We start from the raw sequence: 12,661 nt of genomic DNA on the forward strand, positions 1-12,661 counted from the left end.
GTAGGCTCCCAGCCTCAAGTTTTATCTGGATACACGTTTTACCCTGGACAAACGTCGGGCCGATTCCCGCCATTGCCCAAGAATTTCGCTAGAAGACAAGTTCCCCAAGAGCCACAAAGAAGGTAGGACACCGTGAACCCGGTAATCAAAAAATTCCAGTTCGGTCAGTCGACCGTTACCCTCGAGACTGGCCGTATCGCCCGTCAGGCCTCCGGCGCAGTGCTGGTCACCGTTGACGACGACGTCAGCGTATTGGTGACCGTTGTCGGTGCCAAGCAAGCCGATCCAGGCAAGGGCTTCTTCCCTCTGTCTGTTCACTACCAGGAAAAGACTTACGCTGCCGGTAAGATCCCTGGCGGTTTCTTCAAGCGCGAAGGCCGTCCTTCCGAGAAAGAAACCCTGACTTCCCGACTGATCGACCGTCCGATCCGTCCGCTGTTCCCAGAAGGCTTCATGAACGAAGTGCAGGTTGTCTGCACCGTCGTGTCCACCAGCAAGAAAACCGATCCGGACATCGCTGCGATGATCGGTACCTCGGCTGCCCTGGCCATCTCCGGCATTCCTTTCGATGGTCCGATCGGCGCTGCCCGCGTTGCGTTCCACGAAAGCACCGGCTACCTGCTGAACCCGACCTACGAGCAACTGAAGGCATCGAGCCTGGACATGGTCGTGGCCGGTACGTCCGAAGCCGTGCTGATGGTTGAATCCGAAGCCAAGGAACTGACCGAAGACCAGATGCTGGGCGCCGTGCTGTTCGCCCACGACGAGTTCCAGGTGGTGATCAACGCCGTCAAGGAACTGGCCGCCGAAGCCGCCAAGCCAACCTGGACCTGGGCTCCGCAAGCTGAAGCCACCGAACTGCTGGGCGCGATCCGTGCCGAGTTCGGCGAAGCGATCTCCCAGGCCTACACCATCACCGTCAAGGCCGACCGTTATGCGCGCCTGGGCGAGCTGAAAGACCAGGTCGTTGCCAAGCTGTCCGGCGAAGAAGGCCAGCCATCGGCCAGCGACGTCAAGGCTGCTTTCGGTGAAATCGAATACCGCACCGTTCGCGAAAACATCGTCAACGGCAAGCCGCGTATCGACGGTCGCGACACCCGTACCGTACGTCCGCTGAACATCGAAGTCGGCGTCCTGCCAAAGACCCACGGTTCGGCACTGTTCACCCGTGGCGAAACCCAGGCCCTGGTCGTTGCCACACTGGGCACCGCCCGTGACGCGCAACTGCTGGACACCCTGGAAGGCGAAAAGAAAGACCCGTTCATGCTGCACTACAACTTCCCTCCGTTCTCGGTGGGCGAGTGTGGTCGCATGGGTGGCGCCGGTCGCCGCGAAATCGGTCACGGCCGTCTGGCCCGTCGTTCGGTCCAGGCCATGCTGCCTGCCGCTGACGTATTCCCGTACACCATCCGCGTGGTATCGGAAATCACCGAGTCCAACGGTTCGAGCTCGATGGCTTCGGTCTGCGGCGCTTCCCTGGCCCTGATGGACGCCGGTGTGCCGATGAAGGCACCGGTTGCCGGTATCGCCATGGGCCTGGTTAAAGAAGGCGAGAAATTCGCCGTCCTGACCGACATCCTGGGTGACGAAGATCACCTGGGCGACATGGACTTCAAAGTGGCCGGTACCGCCAAAGGCGTCACCGCACTGCAGATGGACATCAAGATCAAGGGCATCACCGAGGAGATCATGGAGATCGCCCTGGGCCAGGCCCTGGAAGCGCGCCTGAACATCCTGGGTCAGATGAACCAGATCATCGGTCAGTCCCGTACCGAGCTGTCGGAAAACGCTCCGACCATGATCGCGATGAAAATCGACACCGACAAAATCCGTGATGTCATCGGTAAAGGTGGCGCGACCATCCGTGCGATCTGCGAAGAAACCAAGGCTTCGATCGACATCGAAGACGACGGTTCGATCAAGATCTTCGGCGAAACCAAGGAAGCGGCAGAGGCAGCTCGCCAGCGCGTCCTGGGCATCACCGCAGAAGCCGAGATCGGCAAGATCTACGTCGGCAAGGTTGAGCGCATCGTCGATTTCGGCGCGTTCGTCAACATCCTGCCGGGCAAGGACGGTCTGGTTCACATCTCCATGCTGAGCGATGCTCGCGTCGAGAAAGTGACCGACATCCTCAAGGAAGGCCAGGAAGTGGAAGTGCTGGTACTGGACGTGGACAACCGCGGCCGTATCAAGCTGTCCATCAAGGACGTCGCAGCAGCCAAGGCATCGGGCGTTTAATCGCCCCTTCGCCTAGCCGCTGAACAAGCAAACGCCCCGACTGGTTCGGGGCGTTTTGCTGCGTGGTGAAAATCCCTGTGTCGCGGGTTGCCTGGCCACAGGGGACGATGCTAGGTTTAGCCACCGCCCGTGTAGCTCAGTCGGTAGAGCAGCGCACTCGTAACGCGAAGGTCGCAGGTTCGATTCCTGTCTCGGGCACCATCCCCCTCGTTATTTCACTTTCCTGCTCAGCTCCTCGACCGTGCGTTTGAGTTGATCCATCTCGCGATTCTGATCGCTGAGCTCCCGTTTCAGGGACGAAATCTCGCTGTTGCTCGAACTCGAACTGGAGCCGTTATTGCGCTTGAGTTCTTCCACTTGCTTGCCCAGATCATTCAGGTCGCGTTCCTGTTCCTTGATGGTGCGTTTGAGCTCGTCAATTTCCTTGCTGCTGGAGGTGGAGCTGGAGCCGCTGTTGCGCTTGAGTTCTTCGATCTGGCGGGCCTGCTCGCTGAGGGTGCGTTTCTGGCTTTCCAATTCCTCGGCGTTGTTCTTCACGGTTTTTGGCAGGCTTTCCAAGGCGCTGACGCTGACGTTGGTCTTGACGAGTACGTACTTATCAAATCGGTCAAAACGAAGGGCAGGGATGGCGTCGTTGGAAGACGGGCCATCAGAGGAGACTTCAACAGCCGCTTGGGCAGCGCCGGTCAAGGTCAGGCTGCCGAGCAGCAAGGTCGCGGTAGCAAGCCGGGTCAATGAACGTTTCGAAACGCTGTGCATCACTGGGGTTCCTTGTGAAGTGCCGGCATGGCACATGGCTATGACTGGTTATTTTGACAGATGTTCCCAAGCTCCCCCGGTTTCTCAGGCGCATGTTTTTTTGTGGGATAGATGTAAAGAACCGTGTAAATCGTCGGCGAAACGTCCTATATTCTTTGCCTGCATGCGCATTGCCCAGCAGTTTTCAGATGATCCACGAATGGTTCTGAAGGCCAGATAAACCGGGCTTCACACGGTTTTTTGCGTCAGAGAGATCCTTGATGATCCAGATCCATCTTCCATTCCCCAGATCAACGAGAACGCCATGACTGTTAAAGAATTGACCCAGGAAGCCAGGCACGAAGAAGCGCTGAAGAAGTACGTGTTGGATGCGCCCCAGTTGCTGGAAGAGATCAAGGACTTGTCTGCCGATGATCAAAAAGACCAGATCCAATGGGCGTTCGAGGACGAGGCCGAAGCCCAGGGGCTGCAGCCTTGGGAGTTGACGCTCAAGTACACCAGCACGCCTGAAGAATTCGAGGCGCAGCGCCTTGCGTTGCACAAGGAAGCAGCCGAGGTGCTGGGTGTGGAATGGGATGAGTACTGCGAGATGAACAATCTGGTGGTTTAACGGCAGCTACAAGCTACAAGACAAGCATTGAACAGCTTGAAGCTTGTAGCTTGCGGCTCGAAGTTGCTCAGAGACTGAGCCGCATCGACAGATCCACTGCCTTCACATCCTTGGTCATCGCGCCGATCGAGATGTAGTCCACCCCAGTCTCGGCAATGGGGCGCAACGTGCTTTCGTTGATCCCGCCGCTGGCTTCCAGCTTCGCCTTGCCGCCATTGAGGCGTACGGCTTCACGCATGTCGTCCAGGCTCAGTTCGTCGAGCATGATGATGTCGGCGTCGGCCGCCAGTGCTTCTTTCAATTCCGCCAGGCTTTCCACTTCGACTTCCACCGGTTTGCCCGGTGCGATCTTGTGGGCGGCAGCGATGGCCTGGGCGATCCCGCCGCAAGCGGCGATGTGGTTTTCCTTGATCAGGAAGGCATCGTACAAGCCGATGCGGTGGTTATGGCAGCCACCGCAGGTGACCGCGTACTTCTGGGCCAGGCGCAGCCCGGGCAGGGTCTTGCGGGTGTCCAGCAGCTTGACCTGGGTACCGGCGACAAAGTCGGCCAGGTAGCGGGCACGCGTAGCGACGCCCGACAGCATCTGCAGGAAGTTCAACGCGCTGCGTTCGCCGGTCAGCAGCGAGCGGGCCGGGCCTTCCAGGTGGAACAGCGCCTGATCGGGGTTGACCCGGTCGCCATCGCGCACCTGCCAATGCACCGCGACGCGCGGGTCCAGTTGCCGGAACACGGCATCGACCCAGGCCGTGCCACTGATCACCGCCGCATCGCGGGTAATGATGGTGGCCTTGGCCAGGCGTTCGGCGGGGATCAGTTGCGCGGTGATGTCGCCGCTGCCGATGTCTTCGAGCAACGCACGGCGCACGTTGGCTTCGATTTCGGCGGTCAGGTCGGCGAGGCGTAGATTCGGCATAACGGGCTCCACAAACAAAGTGGCCTGATTATAGGGGGTCGAAACCTGCATTTGGTCGCGTCCTCGCAACATTTCCTCATTTTCCCGGTCACTTATTGCGCCGTATTTCGAGTTGGATCACAGAGTCTGCTGGTGCGACAGGGTTCTTTTACCGGATAATCCGCCTTTCGATTGACGTCATAGCTTTGACGTTGACAGCCGAAGCAGCCGTTTCAGGAGGCCAGGATGCACAACGACGGGAATGTAGTGCCTTTGCACAAGGTCGCTACCGATCAGGCGAATCCCTCGCCGCTCGCCCGCCTGCCTGTGATTCTGCTTCAGGTTCGCGACAAGGCCGCCCAGCAGTTGCGCCTGGGCTTGCAAGGGTTGTTCGATAATGCCGACGACACCTTGTTTGAAATGGCCGACCGGGCGCGGGACGACGTCGAGCAGAACCTGTACTTCGAAGCCATGCGGGACCTGCGCCTGAAGCGCAAAAGCATCGAGCGGGAATTCATCGAGCTGTTTTTCGAGACCTTCGTCAGCCTTGCCCAGTACGACTTGACCCGCGCCACCCTGGCGCCGGACGGCCACGCCCAGCGCTCCCACGACGACCTGGAGCGGCAGTTGGCGGTGGAGGCCATGGTCACTCGGGTGCTCAGGCGTGATGGCGTGGCGCTGGAGCAACTGACGGCCCGGCTCGGCGTGCTGTTGGTCCGACCGCTGGCCAATCAGCACAATCCCTTGAGCCCGGCACTGCTGTGCGAGAAGTTCCTGCAGGCCGGGCGCAACCTGGGCGTGGGCATCAAGGTCAAGCTGATCCTGCTCAAGCTCTTCGAGCGTTATGTGCTTAGCGAGTGCGACCAACTCTATACCGAGGCCAACCAACTGCTGGCCGCCACGGGCATCTTGCCGGAGCTCAAGGTGACGCCGGCGCGCCGGACGTCGGATCGTCCCGAGGATAACCCCAGGCCCCATGCCGAAATCGCTGCCAAGCCCAGCGATGCCGAGGTCGATGACAGCGTGCAGGAAGTGTTCACCGCCTTGCAGAAGCTGTTGATGCAGGTGCGTGGCAGCGTGGCGCCGACCCTGGAAGCCAGCGCGTCGCCCCAGCCCATTTCCTCCCGTGACCTGCTGCGGCTGCTCTCGCATTTGCAGCAATACGTGCCGGCGCCTGCCATCCAGGACGAGTTCGACCTGCGTAGCCAGCTCGAACAACTGTTGACCCGGGTCAGCGTCAGGAGCGGCAAGTCCCGGGTGGTCGAAGGCGCCGATGAAGACGTGATCAACCTGATCTCGATGATGTTTGAATTCATCCTCGACGACCATAACCTGCCAGACTCCTTCAAGGCCCTGATCGGCCGCCTGCAGATCCCGATGCTCAAGGTCGCGGTGCAGGACAAGAGCTTCTTCAGCCGCGGCAATCACCCGGCCCGGCGGCTGCTGAACGAAATCGCGGCCGCGGCCATGGGCTGGGGCGATTGCGACGATCATCAGCGCGACAGCCTGTATTTGCGCATCGAGCAAGTCGTGCAGCGTTTGCTGAATGATTACGTCGATGACCCGGCGATTTTCTCCGAGCTGCTGGCCGATTTTCTCGCCTTCACCAGTGACGAGCGGCGGCGCAGCGAGTTGCTTGAACAGCGTATCCGCGACGCCGAAGAGGGCCGGGCCAAGGCCGAACTGGCGCGCCAACGCGTCGAAGGGGCGCTGAACCAGGTGATGCTGGGCAAAGTCTTGCCGCAAGCCGTGGTGGAGTTCGTGCAACACGCCTGGAGCCAGGTGTTGTTGCTGACCTGTTTCAAGCACGGCAAGTATTCCGCCGAGTGGCAGGCCGACGTCCTGACCCTGGAGCAATTGATCTGGAGCGTCGAGCCTCACGACGAACCCGACGCAAGCCTGCGTCTGCTGGCAATGGTGCCGGAGTTGCTCAAGGCCCTGCGTGACGGCCTGAGCCGTTCGGCGTTCGACCCGTTCGCCACCAGCGAATTTTTCAGTGAGTTGGAAGCTCTGCATGTACAGGCGCTCGAACGCATGGGCCAGGCTACGGAGCAGGCCCAATCGTTCGATTCGCCGGCCATGGTCGAGGTGCTGGAAAGAATTGTCCTGCGCCCACCGCAAAAAACGGCGGGGGAAAGCGTGGCCGTGCATTTGCCGGCGGATGATGTCGGCCTGCTGCAGGTCGACCAGTTGCACCTGGGGAGCTGGGTCGAGTTCCAGGAAGACGATGACAATACCCTGCGTTGCAAGCTGGCGGCGATCATCGAGGCCACCGGTAAATACGTCTTCGTCAATCGCACCGGCCTCAAGGTGCTGGAGCACAGCCGCACCAGCCTGGCCCTGGAGTTTCGCCGGGGCGCGGCGCGGCTGTTGGACGACACCCTGTTGTTCGACCGGGCGCTGGAGTCGGTGCTGGGGAATCTGCGCCAGCTCAATCGCGGCAAGTGATCGCGCAGCCCGGTCCGATCACGGCATACTGGCGGCATTGACCGTCCTCATCGAAGGAACCTGTATGCAGTTGGACTCCGCGAGCGGTTGGTGCGAGGGGGTGCGTCATTGCCCGTCGCCCAACTTCAATGCGCGCCCGGAAGGCGAAATCTCCCTGCTGGTGATCCACAACATCAGCCTGCCACCGGCACAATTCGCCACGGGCAAGGTGCAGGCGTTTTTCCAGAATCGTCTGGATGTCACGGAACATCCCTACTTTGTCGGTATCGCCGACCTGCGCGTCTCTGCGCATTTTCTGATCGAGCGTGACGGCGCGGTGACCCAGTTTGTCTCTTGTCTGGACCGTGCGTGGCATGCGGGCGTCTCCTGCTTCGAGGGACGTGAGACCTGTAACGATTTTTCCCTGGGCATCGAGCTTGAGGGCACGGATGATCTGCCGTTCACCGACGCGCAATATGTCGCATTGGTGGACCTGACCCGGCAGTTGCAAGCGGCGTTCAGGGCGATCACTGTGCAGCGCATCTGCGGGCACAGCGACATCGCACCGGGGCGCAAGACCGATCCGGGACCGGCATTCGACTGGGCGCGCTATCGCGCAGCCCTGACAGAAGGGGAAGGACAATGAGTTTTCTGGTGTTGCTGCTGGCGGTCTGGATCGAGAAGTTCTCGGCCTTGCGCCAGCGGGTCCAGCGCGACGGCGGTTGGCTGCGGGAGCTGAACAAGCTCGAGGCGAGCCCACGGTGGGTCGACCGTCCCTGGTGGATACTGACGGTGATGGTCCTGCTGCCGGTGGCCTTGCTGGCGTTGCTGCTGTGGGTGCTGGAGCCGGTAGCCTATGGCCTGTTGGCGCTGCCGGTGCACGTGCTGGTGGTGATTTACAGCCTGGGGCGCGGTGATCTGCTGGCCGCCCTCGGGCCGTTTCGCGACGCCTGGCGTCGGGAAGACCTGCAAGCGGCAGCCCATGTGGCCAAGCGCGACCTGGACATTGAGGCCGATGGCGGCGAGCAATTGCTGGAGCGGGTCCAGGGGCATTTGTTGTGGCAAGCCTACCAGAGTTTTTTCGCGGTGATTTTCTGGTACTTCGTGCTGGGCCCGGTCGCGGCCTTGAGCTATCGACTGCTGGCGCTGGCCGCCGATCACAGCCAGAACCCCGGCGTGGCCGAGCGGGCCGCGCAAATGCGCCATGCTTTCGATTGGGTACCGGTACGGCTGCTGGCGGCGAGCTTCGCCCTGGTGGGCAATTTCGTCGCGGTCAGCCGGGTCATGTTGCATGAGCTGTTGAACTGGAACATCAGCGCCGCCGCCCTCATCGACAAGGTCGGCCTGGTGGCTGGCGAAATCCCCGAGCCCGTCGCCGGGCCGGACGGCATCAACAGCCTGGACCGCCTCTGGGAGTTGCTGCTACGTGCTGCGGTGCTCTGGTATGCCGGTTTTGCCTTGTGGACGGTGTTGGCTTAGAGCAGCAAGGTCAAGCCTGTTGTGGCGAGGGGATTTATCCCCGCTGGGGCGCGGAGCGGCCCCAGGCCATTCCAAGCCTTGAATCAATGGGTCTGCTTCGCCGCCCAGCGGGGATAAATCCCCTCGCCACAAAGGGCGCCTCGCTCGTTAACCTTAAGTTACAAATCTCCCGGCCGATTTAGGCTATACAGGGACAGCGCCCGATAATGGCTTTCTGCTGTCTCTGTGCGCGAGCTCATAACAATAAGAACACTACCGGGAGACTTCCTTGTGAAGAGTTTGCTCTGGCCCGCCGTCGCGCTGATGAACCGCCTGAGCTTCGGCATGAAGTTCAGCCTGATCAGCGTGCTGTTCCTGCTGCCGATGCTGGTGACCAACTTCTTTCTGGTGCGTGATTCCTATCGGGAGTTCCAAGGCACCCAAGTGGAACTGCAAAGTCTCGACCTGCTGGGCAGCAGCCTGGCCCTGCGCCGGGACCTGGAAACCCTCAACAACCTGGTGCAGATCAACGCCAGCCTGGGCCAGTCCGGCAAGGCCGGTGATGTCGAAGCGAAGATCGGCAGCCTGGAACAACAGGTCCTCACGCGCCTGCAAGGCATGACCGCCATGGCCGTCGAGCCTGAGCAGGTCAGCGCCTTCGATGCCAAGCGCGACGAGATGATCGGTGCGTTCAAGGCCCAGCAGGCCGAAAGCTCCCTGCAGAGCAAGAGTGCGCTGATCGGCAAGTTGCTCAACAGCGCCCAGATGTTCAGTCAGATTATCGCCAGCCAGGCGGGGCTGAGCCGCGACAACCAGAGCGACATTCGCCAGCTCAGCGAATTGATCGTCGGCACCACCCCCAAGGTCACTCAGATCCTCGGTGAAGGCCGTGCCCTGGGCGCGTCCTCATTGGGGCTGGGGTTTCTCAATTCGGCGTCGAGCACCCGCTTCGATGAGTTGCTGGCGCAAATCGAAAAGCTCCAGGGCGAGTACGATTTGAAACTGCAGGACGCCCTCGGCTCCAGCAAGGCCGCCGGACAAGCCCTTGGCGCCCAGGCCGACGGCAGCAAGAGTACCCTCAAGAATGCGTCGGAGTTGATCGAGGAACAGGTGGTGATGGCCGACACCCTCGATGCGCCATGGCCGGCGTTCTTTGATCAGGTCAGCGGCCTGATGGAACAGACCTATCGGTTGAACGAAGCGACCCAGGGTTTTCTCGGCATACAGCTGCAGCAGCGTCTAGAAGAAAATCGCAGCCATATGGTGTTGCAAGCGGTGGCGCTGGTGGCGGTGTTCCTGTTGATTTTTTACCTGTACGCCGGCTTCTACGCGTCGACCCGCACCACCCTCCAGCACCTGGGGCAGATGATGGACAAGGTGGCGGCGGGGGACATGACAGTCAATTTCGTGGCCCGCAGCAAGGATGAACTGGGCGAGTTGGGTGAAGTGTTCAACGGCACGGTGGCGAAGATCCATGACCTGATCGAACAGGTCGGCCGCACCGTCGCGGAAGTCGAACGCCAGGCCGGACAGGTGGAGACGGTATCGGCCCAGAGCAACCAGGCCGTCGCCGGGCAGCGCAGCCAGATCGAACTGGTGGCCACGGCGATGAACCAGATGTCGGCCACGGCCCAGGAAGTCGCCCGCAGTGCCGCCGCTGCCGTGAGCAGTGCCCACAGTGTGAACGACGAAACCCTCAGCGGGCGCGGGCTCGTCGAGTCCCAGCAGGGCAGCATTGCCCGCTTGGCCAATGAAATTGATCAGTCTGTGCAGGTGATCAATCAACTGGCGACCGACAGCCAGGCCATCAGTCGCGTGCTGGATGTGATCAAGAGCATCGCCGAGCAGACCAACCTGCTGGCCCTCAATGCCGCCATTGAAGCCGCCCGGGCCGGTGAGCAGGGGCGGGGTTTTGCGGTGGTGGCCGATGAAGTCCGGACCCTGGCCAAGCGGACCCAGCAATCGACCGAAGAAATCGAAGCGATGATCACGCGCCTGCACGGGGGGGTTGGCGCCGCGGTCAAGGCGATGGGCACCAGCCATGAGATGGCCAGCGGCACGGTCGGTCAGTCGGAACAGGTCCAGCAGGCCTTGGAAAACATCCTGGGTGCGGTTGGCATGATCGTCGACCAGAACCAGCAGATCGCCGCCGCGGTGGAGCAGCAGACGGCGGTGGCCCATGACATCGACCAGAACATCGTCGAGATCAACCGCGCCGGCGAGCGCACGGCCGAAGGGGCCCACCAGACCGAAGACGCCAGCCGCGCACTGTCCGCCCAGGTGGTGCAGCTCAAGCAGTTGATCAATGCGTTTCGGGTGTAGGCCGTTGTGGGAGCGAGCTCGCTCGCGATAGCGGAGTGTCAGGCAACCTGTTTTTCGACTGATACACCGCTATCGCGAGCAAGCTCGCTCCCACAGGGTTTTACCAGTTGAACAATTGGCGGGCGTTGGCTGTGCTGGCCTCGGCCAGTTGCTCGGGGTCCACCGCCATGATCCCGGCCAACGCCTCGCAGATGGCCGGCAAGTGCGCCGGGCTGTTGCGTTGCCCAGGAAACATCGCTGGGGCCATGTCGGGGGAGTCGGTTTCCAGTACGACGGCTTCCAGTGGCAATTTGGCCAGCACGCGGTGCATGCGCAGGGCCTGGGGCCAGGTTGCGGCGCCGCCCAGGCCGAGCTTGAAGCCAAGCTTGATGTATTCGCGGGCCTCTTCGAGGCTGCCGGCGAAGGCGTGGATGATCCCGGCGCGTGGGTTGGCCAGGCGCTTGAGTGTGGCGATCACGGCGGCGTGGCTGCGGCGTACGTGGATCAAGGCTGGCAGTTCGAACTCCACGGCCAGCTCCAACTGCGCTTCGAACAGCGCTTGCTGGCGGCCACGGTCCAGGGTCTGGATGTAATAGTCCAGGCCGATCTCGCCCACAGCACACAATTGCCGGTGACCGGCCAGGCGGCTCAACCAGTCGCGCAACAGCGCCACGTCGTCGGGTCGATGCTGTTCGAGGTACACCGGGTGCAGGCCCAGCGCGGCGTGCAGGTCGGGGTCGCTTTGCACCAAGTCCCAGACCCGCTGCCAGTTGTCCCGATACACCCCCAGCACCACCATCTGCCGCACGCCCAAGGCGCGGCTTTCGGCCAGCAGCGCCGGGCGGTCCGCGTCAAAGTCCGGGAAGTCCAGGTGGGTGTGGGTGTCGATCAGCTGCATGCCTCAGCCCTGGTGGATCCGCTGCTTGAAGGTTCGCGCGATGGCCTGCACGCCAGGCTGGTAATCATCGTTTTCGATGGCCGCCAGGGCCAGTTCCAGGGCCTTGTCGGCGATCAACTGATGTTGTTGGGACATGGCATTGACCGGCAGCGGCAGGAAATCCAGCAACTGCGTGTCTCCGAACGTGCCCAGGCGCAGCGGACGCGCCTTGAGCGGGAAGTCGTGCAGGGCGTCGAACACCCCTTGCAGCAGTACGTAGGACGTGGTGATCAGCGCATCGGGCAGATGCCCCAGGCGCGCGAGCATGTCATCCATTAACTGACGGCCGCATTCACGGCTGAACGACTCGCCGTGTTCGATCAACACCTGGCCCTCGAACCCGGCCAAGGCTTCGCGAAAGCCGGCAGCCCGCTCCTGGCTGATGCTCAGCTCGGGACGGGCGCTGATCAAGGCGATTTGCCGAGGGTGGGTTTCCAGCAGGCTGCGTGTCAGGTGCAGGCTGGCCTGGCGGTCGTCGCTGATCACCGAACAGAAATGCGCCGGCTCCATCACCCGGTCGATGGCGATGATCGGAATACCTTTGGCCTGCAACTGCAGGTAGCTGTCATCGCCGGCCGGCAGGCAACTGGCGACGATCAACGCATCGCAGCGCCGGGCGCGGAACAACTTCAGCAGTTGGCGTTCACTGTCAGGTGCGTCGTCGGAACTGGCGATCAGCAACTGATAGCCCCGGGCACGAGCCCCTTGTTCCAGCAACTTGGCGATGCGTGCGTAACTGGGGTTTTCCAGGTCTGGCAGGATGAAGCCCAGGGTACGGGTGTGCCGGCTGCGCAGGCCGGCGGCCTGGGGGTTGGGCGTGAAGCCATGCTCCTCGACCACCGCCCGTACCCGTTCGACGGTGGCACTGCTGATGCGTTGCTGTTCGGCCTTGCCGTTGATGACATAACTGGCAGTGGTCACGGACACCCCGGCCAGTTGGGCAATATCACTGAGTTTCAACCCGGTTTTCCTTGTTTTTTCGAGTTAGCCCCGACGATAAGGGCCATCCTACCCGATTCAAGCTGACGGTCACCGT

General features: G+C 61.5%; 10 protein-coding genes, 1 tRNA gene and 1 pseudogene. 8 read left to right on the top strand and 4 right to left on the bottom strand.

Features of this window, described 5'->3' with window-relative positions:
* Window positions 1-132: 132 nt before the first annotated feature.
* Both pnp and ACMTA2_RS05255 read left to right on the top strand, forming a co-directional pair.
* Window positions 133-2,238 (top strand): polyribonucleotide nucleotidyltransferase, encoded by a 2,106-nt coding sequence (gene pnp / locus ACMTA2_RS05250; protein WP_003197725.1) that lies wholly within the window; start codon window positions 133-135, stop codon window positions 2,236-2,238.
* 125 nt (window positions 2,239-2,363) lie between these two features.
* A tRNA-Thr gene (locus tag ACMTA2_RS05255) sits at window positions 2,364-2,439 on the top strand.
* Between the two features lie 9 nt (window positions 2,440-2,448).
* Here the strand turns inward: ACMTA2_RS05255 and ACMTA2_RS05260 are convergent.
* Complete coding sequence (locus ACMTA2_RS05260; RefSeq protein WP_413794005.1) at window positions 2,449-2,997, bottom strand: hypothetical protein; 549 nt, start codon at window positions 2,995-2,997, stop codon at window positions 2,449-2,451.
* Window positions 2,998-3,301: 304 nt separating this feature from the next.
* Here ACMTA2_RS05260 and ACMTA2_RS05265 point away from each other — a divergent pair, with 304 nt between their 5' ends.
* Window positions 3,302-3,607, top strand: a complete 306-nt coding sequence (locus ACMTA2_RS05265) for a DUF6388 family protein (RefSeq protein ID WP_053181942.1) — start codon at window positions 3,302-3,304, stop codon at window positions 3,605-3,607.
* 67 nt (window positions 3,608-3,674) lie between these two features.
* Here the strand turns inward: ACMTA2_RS05265 and nadC are convergent, their stop codons facing one another.
* Complete coding sequence (nadC, locus tag ACMTA2_RS05270) at window positions 3,675-4,523, bottom strand: carboxylating nicotinate-nucleotide diphosphorylase (protein ID WP_413794006.1); 849 nt, start codon at window positions 4,521-4,523, stop codon at window positions 3,675-3,677.
* A 225-nt stretch (window positions 4,524-4,748) separates the two neighbouring features.
* Between nadC and ACMTA2_RS05275 the strand changes: the two genes are divergently transcribed.
* From ACMTA2_RS05275 to ACMTA2_RS05295, 5 genes and pseudogenes are all read left to right on the top strand, one after another.
* Window positions 4,749-6,950 (top strand): DUF1631 domain-containing protein, encoded by a 2,202-nt coding sequence (locus ACMTA2_RS05275; RefSeq protein WP_413794007.1) that lies wholly within the window; start codon window positions 4,749-4,751, stop codon window positions 6,948-6,950.
* Window positions 6,951-7,014: 64 nt separating this feature from the next.
* The gene (ampD, locus tag ACMTA2_RS05280; protein WP_413794008.1) at window positions 7,015-7,575 is read left to right on the top strand and encodes a 1,6-anhydro-N-acetylmuramyl-L-alanine amidase AmpD; all 561 of its coding nucleotides are present in this window, start codon (window positions 7,015-7,017) and stop codon (window positions 7,573-7,575) included.
* Window positions 7,572-8,408 carry a regulatory signaling modulator protein AmpE gene (ampE, locus tag ACMTA2_RS05285; RefSeq protein ID WP_413794009.1) on the top strand — a complete coding sequence of 279 codons (837 nt, stop codon included), beginning with the start codon at window positions 7,572-7,574 and terminating at the stop codon, window positions 8,406-8,408. The genes ampD and ampE overlap by 4 nt, the downstream gene beginning before the upstream one ends.
* Window positions 8,409-9,647: 1,239 nt before the next feature.
* Window positions 9,648-9,851: pseudogene (locus ACMTA2_RS05290) on the top strand (HAMP domain-containing protein); the annotation flags it as partial.
* 153 nt (window positions 9,852-10,004) lie between these two features.
* On the top strand, window positions 10,005-10,709 hold the full coding sequence (locus ACMTA2_RS05295) for a methyl-accepting chemotaxis protein (protein WP_413795593.1): 705 nt from the start codon (window positions 10,005-10,007) through the stop codon (window positions 10,707-10,709).
* 100 nt (window positions 10,710-10,809) lie between these two features.
* On the opposite strand, the gene ACMTA2_RS05300 is transcribed toward ACMTA2_RS05295, so the two are convergent.
* Entirely contained in the window at window positions 10,810-11,586 is a 777-nt protein-coding gene (locus ACMTA2_RS05300; RefSeq protein WP_413794010.1) for a TatD family hydrolase, read from the bottom strand.
* A gap of 3 nt (window positions 11,587-11,589) precedes the next feature.
* Window positions 11,590-12,585 carry a catabolite repressor/activator gene (gene cra / locus ACMTA2_RS05305; RefSeq protein WP_413794011.1) on the bottom strand — a complete coding sequence of 332 codons (996 nt, stop codon included), beginning with the start codon at window positions 12,583-12,585 and terminating at the stop codon, window positions 11,590-11,592.
* Between the last annotated feature and the right edge of the window lie 76 nt (window positions 12,586-12,661).

Source organism: Pseudomonas medicaginis, assembly GCF_965119365.1.
Classification (GTDB): domain Bacteria; phylum Pseudomonadota; class Gammaproteobacteria; order Pseudomonadales; family Pseudomonadaceae; genus Aquipseudomonas.

Coding starts and splice junctions, on each gene's coding strand:
- ACMTA2_RS05260 (WP_413794005.1), bottom strand. CDS start 2,997: ATGCACAGCGTTTCGAAACGTTCATTGACCCGGCTTGCTACCGCGACC.
- ACMTA2_RS05265 (WP_053181942.1), top strand. CDS start 3,302: ATGACTGTTAAAGAATTGACCCAGGAAGCCAGGCACGAAGAAGCGCTG.
- nadC (WP_413794006.1), bottom strand. CDS start 4,523: ATGCCGAATCTACGCCTCGCCGACCTGACCGCCGAAATCGAAGCCAAC.
- ACMTA2_RS05275 (WP_413794007.1), top strand. CDS start 4,749: ATGCACAACGACGGGAATGTAGTGCCTTTGCACAAGGTCGCTACCGAT.
- ampD (WP_413794008.1), top strand. CDS start 7,015: ATGCAGTTGGACTCCGCGAGCGGTTGGTGCGAGGGGGTGCGTCATTGC.
- ampE (WP_413794009.1), top strand. CDS start 7,572: ATGAGTTTTCTGGTGTTGCTGCTGGCGGTCTGGATCGAGAAGTTCTCG.
- ACMTA2_RS05295 (WP_413795593.1), top strand. CDS start 10,005: ATGTCGGCCACGGCCCAGGAAGTCGCCCGCAGTGCCGCCGCTGCCGTG.
- ACMTA2_RS05300 (WP_413794010.1), bottom strand. CDS start 11,586: ATGCAGCTGATCGACACCCACACCCACCTGGACTTCCCGGACTTTGAC.